This window comes from Roseovarius aestuariivivens, assembly GCF_004761875.1.
Taxonomy (GTDB): domain Bacteria; phylum Pseudomonadota; class Alphaproteobacteria; order Rhodobacterales; family Rhodobacteraceae; genus Roseovarius; species Roseovarius aestuariivivens.
In genome coordinates this window covers 89,140-110,117 of the sequence record NZ_SJEY01000006.1, presented here as the reverse complement: position 1 = coordinate 110,117, position 20,978 = coordinate 89,140, and the positions used below count along the sequence as shown (strand labels likewise).

Annotated in this window: 21 protein-coding genes; 16 read left to right on the top strand and 5 right to left on the bottom strand. The window is 62.2% G+C overall.

Annotated elements, in window-relative coordinates; all coding sequences use genetic code 11:
- Positions 1-22 precede the first annotated feature (22 nt).
- Complete coding sequence (locus EZV60_RS11180) at positions 23-1,711, bottom strand: L,D-transpeptidase family protein (protein WP_135505464.1); 1,689 nt, start codon at positions 1,709-1,711, stop codon at positions 23-25.
- A gap of 34 nt (positions 1,712-1,745) precedes the next feature.
- On the opposite strand from EZV60_RS11180, the gene EZV60_RS11175 reads away from it, so the two are divergent.
- Together EZV60_RS11175 and mepK are read left to right on the top strand one after the other, a co-directional pair.
- On the top strand, positions 1,746-1,943 hold the full coding sequence (locus EZV60_RS11175) for a hypothetical protein (RefSeq protein ID WP_135505463.1): 198 nt from the start codon (positions 1,746-1,748) through the stop codon (positions 1,941-1,943).
- 100 nt (positions 1,944-2,043) lie between these two features.
- A complete protein-coding gene (gene mepK, locus EZV60_RS11170; protein WP_135505462.1) occupies positions 2,044-2,613 on the top strand; it encodes a peptidoglycan L,D-endopeptidase MepK in 570 nt (189 codons plus the stop codon).
- 90 nt (positions 2,614-2,703) lie between these two features.
- On the opposite strand, the gene lipA is transcribed toward mepK, so the two are convergent.
- The gene (lipA, locus tag EZV60_RS11165) at positions 2,704-3,648 is read right to left on the bottom strand and encodes a lipoyl synthase (RefSeq protein WP_135505461.1); all 945 of its coding nucleotides are present in this window, start codon (positions 3,646-3,648) and stop codon (positions 2,704-2,706) included.
- 206 nt (positions 3,649-3,854) lie between these two features.
- Here lipA and EZV60_RS11160 point away from each other — a divergent pair, with 206 nt between their 5' ends.
- Positions 3,855-4,580: a VIT1/CCC1 transporter family protein gene (locus tag EZV60_RS11160; protein ID WP_135505460.1), complete on the top strand. Its 726-nt coding sequence runs from the start codon at positions 3,855-3,857 to the stop codon at positions 4,578-4,580.
- Here EZV60_RS11160 and EZV60_RS11155 read toward each other — a convergent pair.
- Positions 4,577-5,686 carry a DUF6456 domain-containing protein gene (locus EZV60_RS11155; protein ID WP_245306276.1) on the bottom strand — a complete coding sequence of 370 codons (1,110 nt, stop codon included), beginning with the start codon at positions 5,684-5,686 and terminating at the stop codon, positions 4,577-4,579. The genes EZV60_RS11160 and EZV60_RS11155 overlap by 4 nt on opposite strands.
- A gap of 252 nt (positions 5,687-5,938) precedes the next feature.
- On the opposite strand from EZV60_RS11155, the gene EZV60_RS11150 reads away from it, so the two are divergent.
- Positions 5,939-6,181 (top strand): DUF6477 family protein, encoded by a 243-nt coding sequence (locus EZV60_RS11150; RefSeq protein WP_245306275.1) that lies wholly within the window; start codon positions 5,939-5,941, stop codon positions 6,179-6,181.
- Positions 6,169-6,276, top strand: a complete 108-nt coding sequence (locus tag EZV60_RS19510; protein WP_342588790.1) for a hypothetical protein — start codon at positions 6,169-6,171, stop codon at positions 6,274-6,276. Before EZV60_RS11150 ends, EZV60_RS19510 begins: the two co-directional genes overlap by 13 nt.
- Here the strand turns inward: EZV60_RS19510 and EZV60_RS11145 are convergent.
- Positions 6,269-7,813, bottom strand: a complete 1,545-nt coding sequence (locus EZV60_RS11145; protein ID WP_135505459.1) for a trimethylamine methyltransferase family protein — start codon at positions 7,811-7,813, stop codon at positions 6,269-6,271. The two genes, EZV60_RS19510 and EZV60_RS11145, sit on opposite strands and share 8 nt — an antisense overlap.
- Before the next feature lie 193 nt (positions 7,814-8,006).
- Between EZV60_RS11145 and guaA the strand changes: the two genes are divergently transcribed.
- The 9 genes from guaA to EZV60_RS11100 all read left to right on the top strand — a co-directional run bounded on the left by guaA (position 8,007) and on the right by EZV60_RS11100 (position 17,333).
- Complete coding sequence (guaA, locus tag EZV60_RS11140; RefSeq protein WP_135505458.1) at positions 8,007-9,578, top strand: glutamine-hydrolyzing GMP synthase; 1,572 nt, start codon at positions 8,007-8,009, stop codon at positions 9,576-9,578.
- On the top strand, positions 9,569-10,462 hold the full coding sequence (locus EZV60_RS11135; RefSeq protein WP_135505457.1) for a DMT family transporter: 894 nt from the start codon (positions 9,569-9,571) through the stop codon (positions 10,460-10,462). The genes guaA and EZV60_RS11135 overlap by 10 nt, the downstream gene beginning before the upstream one ends.
- A 119-nt stretch (positions 10,463-10,581) precedes the next feature.
- Complete coding sequence (locus EZV60_RS11130) at positions 10,582-11,667, top strand: OmpP1/FadL family transporter (protein ID WP_135505456.1); 1,086 nt, start codon at positions 10,582-10,584, stop codon at positions 11,665-11,667.
- A 139-nt stretch (positions 11,668-11,806) separates the two neighbouring features.
- Positions 11,807-12,886: an OmpP1/FadL family transporter gene (locus tag EZV60_RS11125; RefSeq protein WP_135505455.1), complete on the top strand. Its 1,080-nt coding sequence runs from the start codon at positions 11,807-11,809 to the stop codon at positions 12,884-12,886.
- 131 nt (positions 12,887-13,017) lie between these two features.
- Positions 13,018-13,890 carry an ATPase gene (locus tag EZV60_RS11120; protein WP_135505454.1) on the top strand — a complete coding sequence of 291 codons (873 nt, stop codon included), beginning with the start codon at positions 13,018-13,020 and terminating at the stop codon, positions 13,888-13,890.
- A 27-nt stretch (positions 13,891-13,917) separates the two neighbouring features.
- The gene (gene metA / locus EZV60_RS11115; RefSeq protein WP_135505452.1) at positions 13,918-14,856 is read left to right on the top strand and encodes a homoserine O-acetyltransferase MetA; all 939 of its coding nucleotides are present in this window, start codon (positions 13,918-13,920) and stop codon (positions 14,854-14,856) included.
- The gene (locus EZV60_RS11110; RefSeq protein WP_135505450.1) at positions 14,846-15,820 is read left to right on the top strand and encodes an alpha/beta fold hydrolase; all 975 of its coding nucleotides are present in this window, start codon (positions 14,846-14,848) and stop codon (positions 15,818-15,820) included. The genes metA and EZV60_RS11110 overlap by 11 nt, the downstream gene beginning before the upstream one ends.
- Positions 15,821-15,853: 33 nt before the next feature.
- Positions 15,854-16,723 (top strand): polyphosphate kinase 2, encoded by an 870-nt coding sequence (gene ppk2, locus EZV60_RS11105; protein ID WP_135505448.1) that lies wholly within the window; start codon positions 15,854-15,856, stop codon positions 16,721-16,723.
- A complete protein-coding gene (locus EZV60_RS11100; RefSeq protein ID WP_135505446.1) occupies positions 16,716-17,333 on the top strand; it encodes a TetR/AcrR family transcriptional regulator in 618 nt (205 codons plus the stop codon). Before ppk2 ends, EZV60_RS11100 begins: the two co-directional genes overlap by 8 nt.
- Positions 17,334-17,345: 12 nt before the next feature.
- Here the strand turns inward: EZV60_RS11100 and EZV60_RS11095 are convergent, their stop codons facing one another.
- Positions 17,346-19,355: an acyltransferase family protein gene (locus EZV60_RS11095; RefSeq protein ID WP_135505444.1), complete on the bottom strand. Its 2,010-nt coding sequence runs from the start codon at positions 19,353-19,355 to the stop codon at positions 17,346-17,348.
- Positions 19,356-19,565: 210 nt separating this feature from the next.
- Here EZV60_RS11095 and EZV60_RS11090 point away from each other — a divergent pair, with 210 nt between their 5' ends.
- Positions 19,566-20,504: a nucleoside hydrolase gene (locus tag EZV60_RS11090; protein ID WP_135505442.1), complete on the top strand. Its 939-nt coding sequence runs from the start codon at positions 19,566-19,568 to the stop codon at positions 20,502-20,504.
- Positions 20,501-20,947 (top strand): GNAT family N-acetyltransferase, encoded by a 447-nt coding sequence (locus EZV60_RS11085; protein ID WP_135505440.1) that lies wholly within the window; start codon positions 20,501-20,503, stop codon positions 20,945-20,947. The genes EZV60_RS11090 and EZV60_RS11085 overlap by 4 nt, the downstream gene beginning before the upstream one ends.
- Positions 20,948-20,978: the final 31 nt, after the last annotated feature.

Here is a 20,978-nt window from a genome sequence, read left to right as displayed (position 1 = left end):
ACCCCTTGTTTCGGGGTTCCGTTTATCCCCGAACGTCGGCCAGCGAAACCCCTGCTTGGCTCAAAGCCGACCAGATGCGCGCGTCCCGCCCGTAGATGTCCTTGCGGTAATTCACCGGTCCCTTTGCCTGCGTGAAGACCGTGCGATATATGATATGAACCGGGACGTGCTGTTCGAGGTTGACCCGGGTTTCGCGCCCGGTGTTCAGAACACGGTGAAACGCGGCCTTGGGGTCATCCTCCTGCGCGGCAAGAAGCGTGTAGGCGAACTCGAACGGCTGCGCGAGCCGGATACAGCCGTGGCTGTAGGCGCGCATTTCGCGTTCAAAGAGGTTCTTCGCCGGCGTGTCATGCAGGTAAATGTTGTACTTGTTCGGGAACATGAACTTCACCAGACCAAGCGCGTTTCGGCTTGAGGGCGGCTGTTTGATCGCAAAGGGAAAGTTCCGCGCATTGTAGCGAGAGAAATTCACCGACCCGCGATTGACCGTGCGTCCGCGCGAATCCACGAGCCGAAGGTGGCTCGCGGCGTTGCGGTTGCGCTTCATCATCGGCAGGTATTCCTTGACCGCGATCGACCGTGGCACATGCCAGGTCGGATTGATCACCATGTGCTCCATGACGTCCGAAAATTCCGGGCTGCGCCGACCGTCGGAATTCTTGCCGATCACAGAACGCGTGCGGAAGGTCTCATGATCGTCGTCCATGATCCGGGCCGTGAAATCCGTGAGATTTACAAGGATGTGGCGCTTGCCCCGACCCTCTGGCAGGTTGAGCCAGCGCTCCCGCTCCATCGCCACGTGGATCGATTTGAGCCTCTCGGTTGCGGGCGTGTTAATCTCGTCGATGGTGGAGGAGCCTGCGACGCCGTCCGCCTCCAGACCATGGGCCTCCTGAAACGCGCGCACGGCTGCCTCGATATCGGCGTCATAGGTCTGCGTCGCGGTCCGCGACAGGAAACCCATGCGCAAAAGCCGGTTACGCAGCGCCACGACGGACGCGCCCCGGGCACCGGGTTCCAGTGATGCAGCAGCGACGGTTTCGCCCCACCCGCCATCGGCCACGAGACGCTCCAGACGCATCCGCTCCTTCATCAGGCGCGCATATTCATTGGTCTTCGGCGGCAAGGCGCGGAAAAAGGCGTACGGATCGCTATCGAGCAAGCCGGTGATATAGGTCTGGCGGTCGCGATAAGGCACCTCGCGCTTGATATCGCCGACCAAGCGCGACGGGATCAACACGCCGGTCTGAAGATCCCGGGCAAGCCGCAGGAAGGTCTTGCTCATAGCCACTTCGGCAAAGCCGAGATCGCGGGGGCTGCGGGCGTCCCGAAGTTGCGCCATCAGCGCGTCGGTCTCATAGCGCGCGGCGGGCAGCCCGTGCGCCGGCGTATCTGCCAGCGCCTGGAAGAGCGCCTGTCGACGTCCCCGATCGGCGTCCGGATCCGTCCAGATACCGGCATATCCATTGGCCTGATAAAAGGCGGCGAGATCGCGGTCGTCCGACGCGGCCTCGGCGACCGCCTGTTTGAATGCCGTGACCTGCGCAAAGGCCGGAAGGGCCAGAAGCGCCAAAAACCCGATCGAAAATACCAAAATGGTCAGAATTCGCGCGAATTGGCGCGTCTTGCGCTGAAATACCGGGGTTGCAGACTGTCCGTACGCTTTACCAATGGTTGCGCGCGATGCGGCAAACTCGTGTGAATGACCCATGATCCCTCTTCTTCAACATACTCAGGTGCCGCGAATGACGGCGCTCGACCATGAGTCCCTATTGCGGCCGAACTTGTCCAATCAAATTTGCTTGCGTACTGAAATCATTGACCTTCCTGCGGTAGCAGGGTCGCAGGTGTCACGCAATTCGGACACGACTGCGGAAAAAATGCGCAAGATTCTGCCGAAAATTGTTGCTCTCGGCGCGTGTGCCAACTTCACCCCTTGGTAACCGATTCTCGATATGGCATAGAAGTTCCACATCTGGGGATGAGATGGCAGTGCCGCGCAAAGCGGCAAAACAGGTAAGCGACGGGACAGGCGCTAGATATATGACTGACGACAGCTCTTTGGGCATGACGCGGCGCGCGTTATTGGGCGCTTTTGCAGCAACGGCAGTGTCCGCAGCCCCGACATTCAGCAACGCAGCAGGGTTCCTTCGAGGTGCAGGAGACATTCGCCGCCTCAAAATGGCATCGCCCCGAACCGGTGAGAAAATCGACACGATTTACTGGATCGAAGGCGACTACATCAAGGACGCGGTGCGCGAGATCAATCTCTTCATGCGTGACTGGCGAACCAACGATGTGCACAACATCGACCTTCGCACCCTCGACATCATGGCGGCTGCTCACAACCTGATGGATGTGAACGAGCCCTATTTGCTTCTTTCCGGATATCGCAGCCCGAAAACGAACGCGATGCTGCGCGCCCGCTCGAGCGGTGTGGCGAAGAATTCGCGGCACCTGCGCGGCCAAGCGGCGGATCTACGGCTCAATTCGCGCTCGGTCAGCCAGATGTATCGTGCGGCGGTGTCCTGCCGTGGCGGTGGCGTCGGACGTTACTCGGGATCGAATTTCGTTCATATGGACTGCGGTCCGGTCCGCAGCTGGGGCCGCTAGGATCCCGTCAACCGACGACGGAACATGAAAAAACACCGGCAGTTTGACCGGTGTTTTTCTTTGTCGCGAACGTTTTGTCCCGTGCCGGGACTATCCCAAACGCGCGAGCCGCGCTTCGCGCAGTTTCGCGAAATCGTCTCCGGCATGATAGGAGGATCGCGTCAGCGGTGTGGCGGACACCATGAGGAATCCCTTGCCATAGGCAGCCTTCTCGTAAGCTGCGAACTCCTCGGGCGTGACGAAACGGTCGACTGCGTGATGCTTGGGCGTGGGCTGAAGGTACTGACCAACGGTCAGGAAATCCACATCCGCCGCACGCATATCATCCATGACCTGATGTACGGCCTGCCGGTCCTCGCCAAGGCCAACCATGATTCCCGACTTTGTGAACATCGTCGGATCAAGCTCCTTGACCCTTTGTAGCAGACGCAGGCTGTGAAAATACCGCGCGCCGGGCCTTACCTCGGGATAAAGGCCGGGCACGGTTTCGAGGTTGTGGTTGAACACATCCGGACGCGCCTCGACCACGATTTCCAGAACCGACGGCGCGCAATGAAGAAAATCGGGCGTCAGGATCTCAATCGTCGTGCCGGGGCTGCGATGCCGGATCGCGCGGATCGTTTGCGCGAAATGCTCTGCGCCGCCGTCTTCCAGATCGTCCCGGTCGACCGACGTCACAACCACGTGATTAAGCCCCAGTTTCTCCACCGCATCCGCCACGCGGCCCGGCTCGAAAACATCGAGGGTCTGCGGCTTGCCGGTCGCAATGTTGCAGAAGGTGCAACCGCGCGTGCAGATCTCGCCCATGATCATCATGGTTGCATGACCCTGCGCCCAGCACTCCCCGGCATTGGGACAGCCCGCCTCTTCGCAGACCGTCACAAGCTTATGCTCGCGAATGATCTTGTGCGTCTCGCGATACCCTTTCGACGTGGGCGCCTTGACGCGGATCCAGTCGGGTTTCTTGGGTTGCGCGTTGTCCGGACGGTGCGCCTTTTCGGGGTGACGCTGTCCGGGGATTTTGAGGTCTCGCACGGCTTATTCCCCGCAAATCGTTTGGTAAGATCCTTTATCTATAGTCATCGGCGGTGGGAAGTACCAGTTGCGCGGTCAGATCCTGCGCGGACAGGTCGCGTTTACATGTAACGAGTACCCACCGCTTGGCCTTTTTCAGGTCGGATCGCCGTTGCGGTCCGACCCGCAGCCGTTATTCTAGGCCACGCGGTCGCGACGGGGATGACATGGACTGGCAGGTGCACAGGCGCGAGGCGCACAGGCTCAATCAAACGCAGGAATTCCTCAAGCAGATCGTCTATGGCGGCAATGACGGGATCGTCACGACCTTTGCCATCGTCGCGGGGTTCGCCGGCGCGCAGGCCGACGGAGTCGCGCAGATCGGTGGCATGGCCGTGCTGGTCTTCGGTCTCGCCAACCTTTTCGCCGACGCGGTCAGCATGGGCATGGGCGAATTTCTCTCCGCGCGCTCTCAGCACGATCTCTACCGCTCGCGCCGCGCCAGCGAATTGCGCGAGATCCAGGAAAACCCCGAACAGGAACGCATGGAGTTGTTCGAAATCCTGCGCCAGCGCGGCCTGCCCGCCGGAGAGGCCGATACCGCCGCCGGCATCCTGTCGCGTCATCCCGAAATCATGGCGGACCTTATGATGACCTACGAATTCGGGATGCAGGACCCCGACGAGGAAAGCCCGGTGCTGAACGGGCTTTTCACCTTCGGATCGTTCGTGATGTTCGGCTCGATCCCGCTCGTGCCCTATTTCCTGATGGAGCCAACGCAGCAGACCTTCTTTCTGTCCGTCGTTACGACCTTTTCGGCACTTGTCGCGTTGGGAATGCTGCGCTGGAACGCAACCGGCGAACGAATTCTGCGCTGCGTCAGCGAGACCGTCTCGGTCGGAACTGTCTGCGCTTTTGTGGCCTTCGGTGTCGGCTGGCTCGTCGGCGGCTAACCCATCAAACCGGCCGCGTCCCCCAAGGCGTCGTAATGCCGTTTGAGCCGCTGCAGTGCGATCCGCAGCACGATCTTGCCCGAGCGCGCCGACCAGCCCATCTTTTTTTCCGCCGTTTCCAGCCCTTCGAGATAGCAACAACAGCGCAGAACCACGTCGCCCAGACCCGGCCCCAGATCGCGCAGCGCGCCGGTAACCCGCGCACGCGCCGCCGCTTCACTGCGCGCGCGGCTGTCTGGCACCGGCAGAGGCGTCGCATCGCTCAGGAACTCGTCCCAGCTTTGCCCGGTGCGCGGTCCCATCTGGGCTATCTCGAAATCCTCGCGAAGCCGTTCGCCCGCCCGCACAAGCTCATCGGATAGAAATCTCGCGCCGTCCCTGTCGCGCCGCCGCGCCAGACAGACAAGCGGCGACTCCGGCGCGCCATAACGCATGCGGGGCCGTGCGGCGGTCTCTTCTTCCTCATCGTCGAAAAGGGCCGGCGCGGGCTCGCGCCCCTTACGGGCCTGCAGCTCGTTTTCCACCTCCGCCAGAAGATGTGCCAGTGCCGTGCGCCCTGCCCCGCTGATACGATAGCGCGACACACGGCCTGGGGCATCACAGGTGATCCAGCCCTTCAATGCCATCGCCTCGGCCACGTCCCGGTCGACGATCGCGGTCCGGCTGGAACCGTGCGGCTGCTCGCGCAGCACAACGGCTTTGTCCATGTCCGCGGCCACGGCCAGAAGCGCACCGCTTTCGCACAAGCGCCGCAAAACCCGCCGCGCTTCCGTGTGCAAACGGGTTTTGGTCAGGGCGTTTTCTGCGGTATCGGGTCGATCGGGGCTGCAAGGCATCGGGGTCTCCTTTGTCGGTGAACCGGTTCCCGCGATCTCGGCCACCTGCTTGCCGAGGCGGCGCAGCGCCTCATCGACAAGCAGGTCGTCGCGCCGTGCCTCGAAGGCGCGCACCTGGCGCGAAACGGTCGAGGCGTGGCATCCGGCCTTGCGCGCCAGCGCCCGGATCGAGGTGCCTCCTTCGGTATGTGCGAGATAGTTGAGGGCCGCGCGCGGCACCCAGCCCATCGCCCCGCTGCTCGTCTCATCCGACAGAAAACCCTTTTGCATGGGGCACTCTCCTCCTTTTCGCCTCGCCGCATCACACCGTGGATGTCTGGTTGTCCACAGACTTTTCCACAAATGCCGCGCAACCGATGAGTGTTTTTCTTACCAGTCCGTTAATCTGTAAACGTATTTGCAACAATGGCTTGCAAAACGTAAACAATTGTAATCGGCAGCGAACGCATGGACGTAAGATCACGAAGCACCCTTTTAGGTTGTGCAATGCAAAGAGGGAAATCAGCCACTCAGGAGACCCCGATGAAAGATGCGCTTGCCCAGCTCGATACGATCAAACGCCCGCGTTTGTTGATCAACGCCGCCCGGATCGGAGTGATGGATTATCGTCGAGAGACACATTTGCCGCGCCATCTCGGCGGGCAGCGTTGTCCGCGCAGCCGGGAGGCGCTGCTGCAACTCTTGGTTCTGGAGGAAGAGATGAACGCGCGCCGTAGAGCGCGCGCCGCACAGGCTACTCGGCGGCGCGCCACTTGGGCTTGTTGATCGCCATGATGGGGGAGGCGCGCATTCTTCGGTGCAGCAACCGGGCGGAGCCGCGCGAAATCGCGCTGCCCGCCCGCCCTGCCGCGATCAGCTGAACGCGTCCGGCATCGACGCCTTTTTCGTCTCAACGAAGGCGTCGATCGCCTCCTTGATCCCGGGATCGAGGGGCGGTTGCTGGTAGGTATTCAGGGTATGCTCGACCTTGGCTTGCGCCAATGTCATCGTATCGCGCGCGCCCTCTTCGTACCAGGTCTCAAAGGGCTTGTAATCCAGCAGGTTCGACCGCCAGAACGCGCTTTTGAAATTTGCCTGCGTGTGCGCACAGCCCAGGTAATGTCCGCCGGGTCCGACCTCGCGGATCGCGTCCATCGCCTGTCCGTTCTCGCTCAGGTCGACGCCCTTGGCGAACTGGTGCAGCATGCCAAGCTGGTCGGCATCCATCACGAACTTCTCGACGGATGACACCAGCCCCCCTTCCAGCCAGCCGCAGGAATGCAGCATGAAGTTCACGCCCGACAGAAGACCCATGTTCAGACTGTTCGCCGTTTCATAGGCCGCCTGCGCATCGGGCAGCTTCGAGCCGGTGAAGGACCCCGCCGACCGGTAGGGCAGTCCAAGGCGCCGCGCAATCTGTCCCGCGCCATAGGTAATCTGCGCGGCCTCCGGAGTGCCAAAGGTCGGCGCGCCAGAGTTCATGTCGATCGAGGTCACGAAGGCCCCCATCACCACCGGTGCGCCAGCACGGCAAAGCTGGTTATAGGCGATGCCCGCCAGAACCTCGGCCATGACCTGCGTCAGCGTTCCCGCCACCGTCACCGGCGCCATCGCGCCACCGACGATGAACGGCGAGACGATGCAGGCCTGGTTGTTCTGCGCATAGACCTCCATCGCCCCCATCATCACGTCGTCGAAGGTCATCGGCGAGTTGATGTTGATGAGCGAGGTCATCACCGTGTTGTCCTGCACGAACTGCTCCCCGAAGAGCAGGCCGCACATATCCACGCTGTCCTGTGCGCGGCTGGGCTCGGTCACCGAGCCCATGAACGGCTTGTCCGACAGCACCATGTGGGCGCGCAGCATGTCGAGGTGGCGCTTGTTCACCGCGATATCCGTGGGCTCGCAGACCGTGCCGCCGGAATGGTGCAGCCATTTCGACATGTAGCCCAGCTTCACGAATTTCTCGAAATCCGCCATCGTCGCATACCGGCGTCCGCCGTCGACATCGCGCACGAAGGGCGGGCCGTAAACCGGCGCGCAGACCATGTTGCGCCCGCCGACCACGACGCTGCGCTCGGGATTGCGGGCGTGCTGTGTGTATTGCGAGGGCGCCGTCGAGATCAGTTGCCGCGCCAGGCCGCGCGGAATACGCACACGCTCGCCTGTGACATCGGCGCCCGCGTCTTTCCAGCGCGCCAGGGCGGCGGGATTATCGACGAAATTGACACCGACCTCTTCGAGAATCGTCTCTGCGTTCTGCTCGATGATCTCCAGCGCTTCTTCGGTCAGCACTTCGAAATTCGGGATATTGCGCTCGATATACTTCGCGGTCTCGATGCTGACCGCCGTGCGTTCGGCCCGGCGTGCCGCGCCGCCGCCACCGCGGCCTCGTTTGCGTTCTGCTGCTTCGACCATGATGCTGCTGTATCCCTTGAAGATGCCTTGCCCCCAAAAGGGCCGTTGCGCGTCTTTTACATCAGGGCAAAAGTCCGACAGGGAAGAATTGCGCCATCTGAGGCGCAGGAACGACATTCCGCGCGCTCAATTCCCCGCCCGCCGGACCGCCCTTGCCCTTGCGCATTTCGCAACCCCGTCCTATTGCCAGATCATGAGCACCGACATCCACGACCGCCTTCTGATCATCGACTTCGGCAGCCAGGTGACCCAGCTGATCGCCCGCCGCCTGCGCGAGTTGAATGTCTACTGCGAAATCCATCCGTATCAGAACGTCACCGAGTCCTTTCTGCGCGATTTCGCGCCCAAGGCCGTGATCTTCTCGGGCGGCCCCGATTCGGTGATGCGCGACGGCAGCCCGCGCCCGCCCAGTGCCGTCTACGAGATGGGCGTGCCGATCCTCGGCATCTGCTACGGCCAGCAGGTGATGATGCACGATCTCGGCGGAAAGGTTGAGGCGGGCGAGCACGCCACCGCCGAGTTCGGCCGCGCCTGGGTGAAACCCGCTGAGGCGCGCTCGGATCTGCTCACCGGCTGGTTCATGGATGGCTCGCAGCGCGAACAGGTCTGGATGAGCCACGGCGATCACGTCAGCGAAATCGCCCCGGGGTTCGAGGTCTATGGCACCTCGCCCGGCGCGCCCTTCGCGATCACCGGCGACCCCAAGCGCCGCTTCTGGGCCGTGCAGTTTCATCCCGAGGTGCACCACACGCCCAACGGCAAGACGCTTTACGAGAATTTTGTGCGCGACGCGGGTTTCAAGGGCGACTGGACGATGGATGCCTATCGCGAAGAGGCCGTGCGCAAGATCCGTGACCAGGTCGGCGACGCCAAGGTGATCTGTGGCCTTTCGGGCGGCGTCGACAGTTCGGTGGCCGCCGTGCTCATTCACGAGGCCATCGGCGATCAGCTGACCTGTGTTTTTGTCGATCATGGTCTCTTGCGCCTCAACGAGGCCGAAGAGGTCGTGACGATGTTCCGCGACCATTACAACATTCCACTCATCCACGCCGATGAATCCGATCTTTTTCTGGGTGAGCTTGAAGGTGTAAGTGACCCGGAAGAAAAGAGAAAAACCATTGGACGCCTCTTCATCGACGTGTTCCAGAAACACGCCGACAGGATCGAGGGTGCGTCGTTTCTCGCCCAGGGAACGCTCTACCCGGACGTGATTGAATCAGTCAGTTTTTCCGGCGGACCGTCCGTGACGATCAAGAGCCACCACAATGTTGGCGGCCTGCCCGAAAAGATGGGCCTCAAGCTTGTCGAGCCGCTTCGCGAGCTTTTCAAGGACGAGGTCCGGGCGCTTGGCCGCGAACTGGGCCTGCCTGACAGCTTCATTGGCCGCCACCCCTTCCCCGGCCCGGGTCTCGCCATCCGCTGCCCCGGCGAGATCACGCGCGACAAGCTGGAGATCCTGCGCAAGGCCGATGCGGTCTATATCGACCAGATCCGCAAGCACGGTCTCTATGACGAGATCTGGCAAGCCTTCGTTGCCATCCTGCCGGTGCGCACCGTCGGCGTGATGGGCGACGGGCGCACCTATGATTACGCCTGCGCTTTGCGCGCGGTGACGTCGGTGGACGGCATGACCGCCGATTACTACCCCTTTACCCACGACTTCCTGGGTGAGACGGCGACCCGGATCATCAACGAGGTGAAGGGTATCAACCGGGTGACCTACGATATCACGTCGAAACCGCCGGGCACCATCGAATGGGAGTAAGCGCCGTACCGGGTCCGAGCGAGCCGGTAGAGGTCCTCAAGGCGGCGCTCTGGATGCTGGGCGCGGTGGCTTCTTTCTCGATCATGGCCGTCGCCGGGCGCGAGGTCAGCTTCGCCCTCGATACCTTTGAAATCATGACCTATCGCAGTATTGTCGGCCTGGCGATCGTGCTGGGTGTGGGGGCGCTGACCGGGCGTCTTGGTCAGATCACGCGCCGCTCGCCGGGTGTTCATGTGGTGCGCAACGTCTGTCACTTTACTGGTCAGAACCTGTGGTTCTATGCCATCACCCTTATTCCTCTCGCACAGGTCTTCGCGCTCGAATTCACCACGCCGCTTTGGGTGTTGATGCTGTCCCCGCTCATTTTGGGCGAACGGCTGACCCCGGTCCGAGTTCTCGCCGCCCTGATCGGGTTCGTCGGCATACTGATCGTCGCCCGCCCAAGCGTCGAGACGATCAATGTCGGAACGCTCAGCGCCGCTGCCGCCGCTATCGGTTTCGCGGGCTCCATAATCTTCACGAAAAAGCTGACCCGCACCGAAACGCTGATCTGTATTCTCGCTTGGATGACGGCGACGCAAACCTTGTTCGGGCTGGTCTGCGCGGGGCTGGACGGTGACATCGCCTTGCCATCCTTGGCGACCGCGCCTTTCATCGTGGCCATTGGGTTTGCCGGGCTGATGGCGCATGTCTGCATCACCTCGGCCCTGGCCATCGCACCCGCCACGCTTGTCTCTCCGGTGGATTTCCTGCGACTGCCGGTGATCGCCGTCGTTGGTCTGCTGCTCTACCAAGAGCCGATCGATATTTTCGTGATCCTGGGCGCGGCGGTGATTTTTGGCGCAAACTATCTAAACCTATGGTCGCAAACGCGCCGGTCGTGATCGCGCACTATGACTTAAAAACAACGCCCCCACGGCACACAGTTTTGTGACGCCGCGTCAAAATTGACGGTCTTGCGCCTTTGCGTAATGTCGCGCCAACCTTGGAGGAGTTGGGTCACATGAAAAAATTCGCACTCGCAGCCGTTGCGTTCGGTTTTGCCGCCGGCACCGCGCACGCAGGCAGCATTCAACGCGACGGAGATCGCTCGCAGATCTTGTACGAAGCGGGCAAGAACTATCTGGAATTCTCGGTCGTCAACGTTGCGCCGAGCGTCAGCGGTGTCGGCACGAACGCTGTGCTGCCGTTGGCCGGATTGCAGTCTGGCGATATTGCAAAAACCTACCAGACGTTCAGCCTTGGGTACAAAACCGAGATTGATGAGCGTCTCACGTTTGCCATCGTGGCCAACAACCCGGTCGGCGCGGACATTTCCTATCCGCTCCAGCTTTATCCGTTTGCTTCTGCGACCGCGATAATCAAATCACTCGCCGTCACCGGCTACCTCAAGTACCAGATGAACGACCGTGTCAGCGTCTATGGCGGCCTGCGGGTGCAGTCGCTGAGTGGCAGCGTGAACTTGCCGCCCAGCCCGCCGTTCGCCACGCGCTACGCGCTGTCGGTTGATAACGATTACAAGCTAGGTTATGTGTTCGGCGGTGCTTACGAGATCCCCGAGATCGCGCTCCGTGTCGCGCTCACCTATGAATCGAAAATCGAGCACGACTTCCGCGACACCACCGGAACCAAGTTCGACGTGGAAATCCCGCAGGCTGTTACCCTGCATGCGCGCACCGGAATTGCCGCCGACACGATCATCTTCGGATCGGCCCGCTGGCAGGAATGGTCCAAGTTCCAGGTTGCACCGTCCGACTTCACCGGCGTCCGGTCGCCGTTGCCGATTGCCTTCGGCGCAGACGACTACTGGACGTACGAGCTTGGCGTCGGCCGGAAGTTCTCGGAAAACTGGTCGGGTGCGCTGACCCTCGGCTATGAACCCGACAGCGGCAAACCTGTGGGCAACCTTGAAGGCCGCGACGGCTTCATGAGCTATGGTGTCGCGATGAAGTACACCGCCGAAAGCTATGACGTGACCCTGGGTGTGAAGTACTTCGATCTCGGCTCGGCGACCACAACGACGATTGGGTCGAACTTTTCGGACAACGATGCGCTGGCCGTGGGCCTGAAGGTTGGCTTCCGCTTCTAAGCCGGTGCAGTTCGGCAACTGGAACCCCGCCCATTTCTGGGCGGGGTTTATTATTTTTTACAACAGCAGTATCGATTTATCCAAGCGTGTCCTTGCGACACCCTAGTATTTCTTAAGTTGAACGCAGGCCGGGGTGGATATGAGAGTATTTGCAGGAGCAACCGCTGCACTGGCGCTGGCTGCGACAGCGGGCCATGCCGGCGAGATCCAAAGGGACTCGGATCGGTCGCAGGTTCTTTACGAGAACGGAAAAAACTACCTGGAGTTTTCCGCGACGGTCGTCGCACCGGACGTGAGCGGCTCAGTGAATTCACCTTTCGGCGCCATCCCGTCCGGCAACATGGTTGAGAATTTTCAGACTTATTCGCTCGCTTATAAACGCGAGATCAACGAAAGGCTGACCTATGCGATCATCGCCAATCAGCCCTATGGGGCAGACGTCAATTACGCTGCGGGTACCTTTTACCCTTTCTCCGGCACAACCGCCGAACTGAACACATTCGCGGTAACGGGACTGCTGAAGTATCAATTCAACGACAATTTCAGCGCCTATGGCGGCCTGCGGGTGCAGACGATGGATGGGAGCCTGCGCATCCAGACAGCCGGTCTGCCGCCCACGATCCCCCCGCTCTACACGCTGACCGTCGACAAGAATTATCAGGTCGGCTACGTGCTTGGCGGCGCGTATGAGCGGCCCGACATCGCGCTCAAGGTCGCGTTGACCTACGAGTCGGAGATCAAGCACGATTTTCGCGACAATACCGGGACGTCCTTCAACATCAAGACGCCCCAGGCCGTCACCCTGCACGCCCGCTCGGGCATCGCCGCGAACACATTGGTCTTCGGTTCGGTGCGCTGGCAGGAATGGACCAAATTCCTGATCGCTCCGCGCGATTATGTCGGCGGCCTCGTTCCGATTGCGCGCGGCGCTTCGGATATCTGGACCTATGAACTGGGCGTCGGGCGCCGCTTTTCCGAGAACTGGTCAGGCGCGGTCAGCCTTGGCTACGAAAAGGATCAGGGCAACGTGGTCGGCAACCTGTCGGGCAAGGACGGCTTTTTTAGCTACGGTCTTGCCGTTAAGTATCAGACCGAGAGCTGGGATGTGACAACAGGCATTCGCTATATTGAACTGGGTGACGCCGTGACAGGTATCGGCGCGAACTTTTCGGGCAACGACGCTCTCGCCTTCGGCATGAAGCTGGGTTTCCGCTTTTAGGCCTTGCGCGCCGCTAAGATGATCGTCCCCGCCTCTACCAGGCGGGGCTTTTTAATTTGTCCCGGCAGGTTTGGGGTTTGACCGCCGCCGCGGCTGTGGCTACCACGTCGCCCAAGACCAAAAGGTGCCTCATGATCTATTCTTCGGCTAAGGACTGGCGCGATGCTCCGCACAAGCGGGTGCTGTTTTATGGCATGTCGGGGCTGGGCAAGACGCATGTATCCAACATGCTGCGCAAATCCGGCGCGTGGTTCCATTACTCGATCGATTACCGCATCGGTACCCGCTACATGGGCGAACTCATTGCCGATAACGCCAAGGCGCACGCGATGAGGGTGCCGTTCCTGCGCGACCTCCTACTGACGGATTCGATCTATATCGGCTCCAACATCACCTTCGACAATCTCACGCCGGTCTCCACCTATCTCGGAAAGCCGGGTGATCCGTCCAAGGGCGGTCTGCCAATCGAGGAGTTCCGCATCCGCCAGGATCAGTTCCGCCGCGCAGAGATCGCCGCGCTGATGGATACCAGCCATTTTATCTCCCGGGCCGAGGCTCTCTACGGTTACCCGCATTTCATTTGCGACACCGGCGGGTCCATCTGCGAATGGGTCGATGGCGACGATCCCGACGATGCGATCCTGACCGAACTGACGCGGCACTGCCTGCTCGTTCACATCAAGGGCAATGACGCGCACCGCCAAGAACTGATCCGCCGCTTCGACAGAGCCCCGAAACCGATGTGCTATCAGCCCGAGTTTCTGGACATGGCTTGGGCGGAATACCTTCGTGAAAATAAATGCCTGGAAGACGAAGTTGATCCAGACGCCTTCATCCGCTGGACCTATGCGCGCGCGTTGGCTCACCGGGAACCGCGTTACGCGGCCATGGAAAAATGGGGCGTGACGGTCACCGCCGAAGAGATTGCCGCCTGCACCACAGAAGATCTCTTCGTCGAGCTTGTCGCGACCGCCCTTGCGCGGCCCGCGCCGACGCCTATCTGACTAGGCCAACCGCCCGAAAGCCTGCTTATGCCCATCCGGATTCCCTCAGACCTCCCCGCCTATGACGTCCTCACCCGTGAGGGCGTGATGGTCATGGACGAGGATCTGGCCTCCCGGCAGGATATCCGCCCGTTGCGCATCGGGCTGCTGAATCTTATGCCCAAGAAGATCCAGACGGAAAACCAGTTCGCCCGCCTGATCGGCGCGACGCCGCTGCAGATCGATCTCAGCCTCATCCGCATGTCCGAGCATCGCACCAAGAACACGGCCGCCGAACATATGGAAAGCTTCTACCGTCCGTTCACCGAAGTGGCTGCAACGGGCGAGAAATTCGATGGTCTCATCATCACCGGCGCGCCGATCGAGCATCTGGATTTCGAAGAGGTGACCTACTGGGACGAGCTGCAACAGGTCTTCGACTGGACGCAAACCCATGTCCACTCCACCTTTGGCGTCTGCTGGGGTGGCATGGCGATGATCTATCATTTCCATGGCGTGCAGAAACACATGCTCGACGCCAAGGCCTTCGGGTGCTTCCGTCACCGCAACATGGCCCCCGCCTCGCCCTATCTGCGTGGGTTTTCGGACGATTGCGTGATCCCCGTCAGCCGCTGGACCGAGATGAAGCGCGCCGAGATCGAGGCGGCGGGCGGGCTCGATATTCTGCTCGACAGCGATGAGGTCGGGCCTTGCCTGGTGGAAGATCCCGCGCGGCGGGGGCTCTATATCTTCAACCACCTCGAATATGACAGCGATACGCTCAAGCAGGAATACGACCGTGACATCGAGGCGGGCACGCCGATCAATGTGCCCTGCAACTACTATCCGGACGATGATCCGGCCCGCCGACCGCAGAACCGCTGGCGCAGTCACGCCCATCTGCTTTACGGCAACTGGATCAACGAGATCTACCAGACCACCCCGTTCGAGATGGACCGCATCGGACATCAGAGCAATGGGGCTTAAGATCGCCCTCGCGGTTCTGTTGGCGCTGGCCCTTGCCTGGGGCGTCGTGCTGCACCGCGCCCGCGCGCAGGAAGCCGTGGCCGTCGCCGCGCACCCTCCCCGGGGCGAGCTGATCGAGGTCGACGGCCAGCAGGTCCACGCGGTTGTCATGGGCCCCGAGGCCGGAGAGGCGCCCGATCTGGTCCTGATTCACGGCGCATCGGGCAATTTCACCGACTGGACCTTCCGTCTGGGTCCCGAACTGGCGCAAGACTACCGCGTCATAATCTTCGACCGGCCCGGTCTCGGATACACGGACCGGGTGGCCGAGGACGGAACATCTGTCATCCGGCAGGCCGCCGTGCTGCAGGAAGCGGCGGCGCGGCTTGGCGCGCGAAACCCTGTCGTGCTGGGGCATTCCTACGGCGGCGCCGTCGCGCTGGCCTGGGCGATCAACCACCCCGATCACCTCGCCGCGCTGGTGGCCGTCTCGGCTGCCTCGCACCCTTGGGATACGGGGCTATCGACCTATTACCGCCTGCTTTCGCATCCTGTGGCCGGGCCGCTTGTGATCCCGCCGCTGACCGCTTTCGTGCCGCAATCGCGGGTGCAGGAGGCCATCGCGGAGGTGTTCCAGCCCGATGACGTGCCGGAGGGATACTTCGCCCATTTCGCCGCGGATCTCACCCTGCGCCGCAGCAGCCTGCGCGCCAACGCGCTACAACGCGCCAGCCTGCTGTCGGAAATCAAACGCATGGTGCCCTATTACGAGGACATCAAGGTGCCAACGGAAATCCTGCACGGCACCGCCGATACCACCGTTGGGCTCTCGATCCACTCCCAGCCTCTGGCCAAGAAGATCCGCAACGCCAATCTCGTGCTGCTGCCGGGCACCGGCCACATGCCCCACCATGCCGAGCCCGACGAGATCGTCGCAGCGATCCATCGCGCCGCCGCCCGCGCCGGATTGCGCCCTGCCCCGTAACACCCCATAGTGCCCGCCAAAAAGGAGAGGCCCATGGAGCTGCCATTCGACGGCGCGATCACCGAATTCTTCAAATCCGAGGCGCCCGAGGCGGTGCGCAACGCGATCCGGCGCGGCGACAAGGGCGATATCATCGACGCCTCCTATCCTCACTCCGAACGCATGCCGCGCAAGGCCTATGAACGGGACCTCAAGAAGCTGCAGACCGAACTGGCCAAGATGCAGGGCTGGGTCAAGGAAAGCGGCGCGCGGATCGTTTGCGTTTTCGAAGGCCGTGACGCCGCCGGAAAGGGGGGCACGATCAAACGTTTCCGCGAATATCTCAATCCCCGGGGGGCGCGTGTCGTGGCGTTGCCCAAACCCACCGAGACCGAACAGGGCCAGTGGTATTTCCAGCGCTATATCGACCACCTGCCAACGGCGGGCGAAATGGTGTTCTACGACCGCTCATGGTACAACCGCGCGGTCGTGGAAAAGGTGTTTGGCTTTTGCACCGACCAGCAGCGCGAGCATTTCTTCCATCAGGTCGGTGATGTCGAGAAGATGCTGGTGGACGAGGGCATTCACCTTTTCAAGTTCTGGCTCAATGTCGGCCGCGCCGAACAACTGCGCCGCTTTCTTGGCCGCGAAGGCGACCCGCTGAAGCAATGGAAGCTCAGCTGGATCGATGTCGAAGGTCTCAAGAAATGGGATGCCTACACCGCGGCCATTGGCGAGACACTCGACAGATCCCACACCGCCCACGCGCCCTGGACGGTGATCCGCTCCGATGACAAGCGCCGCGCGCGGCTCGCGGCGATCCGCCACGTGCTGACCTCCATCGACTATGGCCGCAAGGATCCCAAGGCAGTCGGACAGTCCGATCCGAAGGTCTGCGGCGGGCCTGAGATCTGGGATGCCTAAGCGCGGCTATCATCACGGCAATCTCCGGCAGGCGCTGGTCGAGGCCGCGCTCGCGCTTATCGAAGAAAAAGGTCCCACCGGATTCACCCTGACCGAGGCTGCGAAGAAGGCCGGTGTCACCCCGGCGGCGGTCTACCGGCATTTCGACGGACGAGAGGCGCTCATCGCCGAGGCCGCGCGGCAGGGCTACGAGATCTTCGCCGATGTCGTCCAATACGCCTATGACACCGGTCAGCCCTCGGCGCTGGCCGCGTTCGAGGCGACGGGCCGCGCCTATCTCGCCTTCGCACGCAAATATCCCGGGCATTACATCGCGATGTTCGAAAGCGGAATCTCGGTCAACAGCGATCCTGATCTGGCCGCCGTCGCCAACCGCGCCCGCGCCGTGCTGGAACAGGCCGCGCAGGATCTCAGCCAGCATATCCCGCCCGAGAAACGCCCGCCCCCGGCGATGTTCTCGGCCCATATCTGGGCGCTCAGCCACGGCGTGGTCGAGCTCTTCGCGCGCAACTCTCCGGGCACGCAATCGCCGTTCTCGCCCGAGGATATCCTGGAATCCGGCATCGGAGTCTACCTGCGCGGTCTTGGCCTTCTGCCACCCGATACCTGATCCGTCATCCGCTCAGCGCGGTACAATCTCTTCCAGTTGTGACGCCAGGTACCGCGCGGCCACATGCGCGCCCGCGACCGACAGATGATCGCGGTCCACATAGAGCGCCTGACCCTCTGACAGCCAGCCATAGCGATCGCCCTGCGCAAAGGCCGGATCGAGCGTGACCACGGTCACCATGTCACGCTCGACCGAGCGCAGAACGGAATAGGCCCGCGCCTGCAAGCGCTCGTGCGCCGCGGCTGTCACGTAGCTGTCTTCGATCATGGCCAAGGTTCTTTCCCGGTCGCGTCCCAGCAGAACGACGCGTTCGAAAACCTGCCGCGGCAGAACGCGTTGCGCAGGAACCTGCCCCACGATCACCACTTCTATACCGGCCTCTGTCAGGGCCCGCGTCGTCGTCTCAAGACCCGCGCGCAAGGCCTCAAGCGCCGCCTCAGGGCTGCGCTCGAACTCTGTTCCGTCGGCCCAGAGCACGTGATCCAGCGTCGGCGCGTCATAATCGTCGGTTGCGTAAAGCGACCAGCGCGCCACGAGAAACACCAGATCGACCTCGGATGCCTTGAACCCCTCAATCTGCGTCTCGACCGCATCACGACAAATATCGCTCTCTTTCGGGCCAAGCGATGTGGTCACCCCTATTAGCGGCGGACAGGCCGGAACCGATCCGCCCAAGATGGTCGCGTCAAAGCGCTCAGACACGGGAGCAAGGCCCGTCAGAAGCGACATCGCGTGGCTGTCGCCGATCAGGCCGAACACCCGTGTGGGGCTGCCCGGACGATACACCTCGCACAGTTTCGCCCACCGCGTCACATGATCCGTGCCGGGAAAACAGCCGCCATAGTCACTGCGCTCGTCAAAGCTTTTCAGCGTTTCCCGGAATTCAGGCGTCAGGCTGCCGTCCAGCCGCTGCTGAAACCCGCCACTGTGAAAGCCGGCAAGACCGAAGGCGGCGAAACCGGCGATCCCTACGATACTCGCCGTGAACACACCGGCGCGCCGGGGCAGAAGTGGCCTTTTGGCGTTCCGGAACGGCTGCTCGACGAACCGCCAACTGAGCCAGGCTAACACCAGCGAGGCCGCCGCCAGCCCCAGCATCACCGCGAAAGACGGATGATCGGCCGACAGGATGCGCGCAAACGCGAACAGCGGTTGATGCCAAAGATAGGCGCTATAGGAAATCAGGCCGATCCCCACCATCGGCTTCAGCGACAGAACCCGCGCGGTGACGGTGCTTGGCCCGGCAAACAGAATGATCAGCATCGCGCCCACGACCGGCACCAGCGCGTAAAGCGACGGGAAAGGCACCAGCGCGTCAAAGGCAAGGATCGCATAGACGATCAGCGCCAGCCCAAAGCCGGCCAGCACCTCATTGGGGCGCATGTCGCGCCGGTAGAGCCACACAGCGCAGAGCGAGCCGGCCAGAAGCTCCCAGAAGCGCGAGAAGGTGAAGAAGAAGTTCTCGTCGGGATAATTCCGCCAGCCCCATTCGCTCAGGGCCAGCGACATCGCCGCAAGGATCCCGAAGACCAGCGCAAAGCGCCAGCGCCGGAACGCCCCCAAGGCCATCAGAAGCAGGGGGAACAGCAGATAATACTGTTCCTCCACCGCGAGGCTCCACGTGTGCAGCAGTGGCTGCAGCTCGGCCTCAAGCGCGAAGTACCCTGCGTTTTCCCAGAAATGCACGTTCGATACGAAAAGCGCGGCGAAGGCCATGCTGCGCGCGAATTCTTCGAAGAGATAGGGCGGCATGTAGAGCCACGCCACGGGCACACATGCGGCCAGCACGACAAAGAGCGCGGGCAGGATCCGGCGCGCCCGGCGCTCGTAGAAACGCCAGAGCGAATAAGTGCCGCGTTCCCGCCCGTCGATCAGGATCGTGGTGATCAGATAGCCCGAGATGACAAAGAACACGTCCACCCCGACATAGCCGCCGCTGAAGACGGTGATCCCGGCGTGGAACAGGATCACCGGCACCACGGCGACCGTGCGCAACCCATCGATCTCGCGCCTGTATTTCATCCTGTCCCCGACGTCCCCGATTTTGCATTCCCGCGCCCTCGCCCATGGTCAAAACGATGCGCCGCGCGGTCGCAATGGGAAAATCGGTTTCGTCGGTTCTACAGCGGTCTTAGGTAGCACAACCGTGCCGCCAGGGCCACAGCGGCACGGATCGGCCGGCACGCCCCAAGCCCGGTGGACATGATCCTGCCTTCGTGACACATGGCCCGCATGGCCGCGCACAAGATCATTATCGACACTGATCCCGGACAGGACGACGCCGTGGCGATCCTGCTGGCGCTCGCGTCGCCGGAACTCGACGTGCTGGCCCTGACGTGCGTTGCAGGCAACGTGCCGCTAGATCTCACGACCTGCAATGCCCGCAAGATCGCCGAGCTGGCGGGCCGGCCGGACCTGCCGATTTATGCCGGGTGCGACCGCCCACTGGCGCGCCCGCTGGTCACGGCGGAACAGGTGCACGGTGCGTCGGGGCTTGACGGGCCCGACCTGCCAGAACCCTCGATGCCGCTGGCCAAGGGCCACGGGGTGGATTTCATCGTCGACACCGTGCGCCGCGAGGCGCCCGGCACGGTCACGCTTGTGGCTATCGGTCCGCTGACGAATGTCGCCACGGCGCTGACACGCGCGCCGGACATCTCGGCGCGCCTTGGGCGGATCGTGCTGATGGGCGGGGCGCATTTTGCAGGCGGCAACGTCACCCCTGCGGCGGAGTTCAATATCCATGTGGATCCGCACGCGGCCAAGCTGGTCTTCGCGTGCGGGGCGCCGCTAACCGTTCTGCCGCTCGACGTGACCTACAAGGCGCTCGTGACGCCCGCCCGAACTACCGCGTTTCGTGACATCGGCACGCCCGTCGGAACCGCCGTCGCGGCGCTGACCGACGCGCCGCACCGCCACAATACCGAGAAATTCGGCGCGCCCGGCGTGCCCCTGCACGACCCCTGCACCATCACGTATCTGTTGCGGCCCGACCTTTTCCGCGGTCGCCACATCAATGTCGAGGTCGAGACCGGGTCCGACCTTACTTTGGGCATGACCGTCGCCGACTGGTGGGGCGTCACCACCCGCGCGCCCAACGCCACCTTCCTGACCGAGGTGGACGCTGACGCCCTTTTCTCCCTTCTCACCGAAAGGCTCGCACGCCTATGACCAAGCTCACCCTGGCCGGACCCGACGACCTTGATCGCGTCCTGCGGCTCGTGTCCGATTTCCACGCCGAGCAGAATATCGCACAGGATGACGCCGCGCGCCGCGCGGCTCTGACTCCGCTGCTCGACGGAAGCCCGCATGGCTGCATTTACCTTGCAGGCCCCGCGCGTGCCCCCATTGGCTACGTGGTGATTTCCTTCGGCTGGTCCATCGAATACGGCGGACTCGACGCCATTCTCGACGAGATCTACATCCGCTCGGGCGTGCGCGGGCGCGGCATCGGCTCCGAGATCCTCGCAAGCCTGCCCAAAGCGCTCGGCGCGGCTGGCGTAAAGGCGCTGCATCTCGAGGTCGACCGAGAAGACGACCGCGCCCGGACATTCTACGGCAAGCAGCGGTTTGCCGCGCGCGAACGCTATCTCCTGATGTCGCGCACGCTCTAGCATTCCCCGCCATGGCGCTTATGTTGCGACC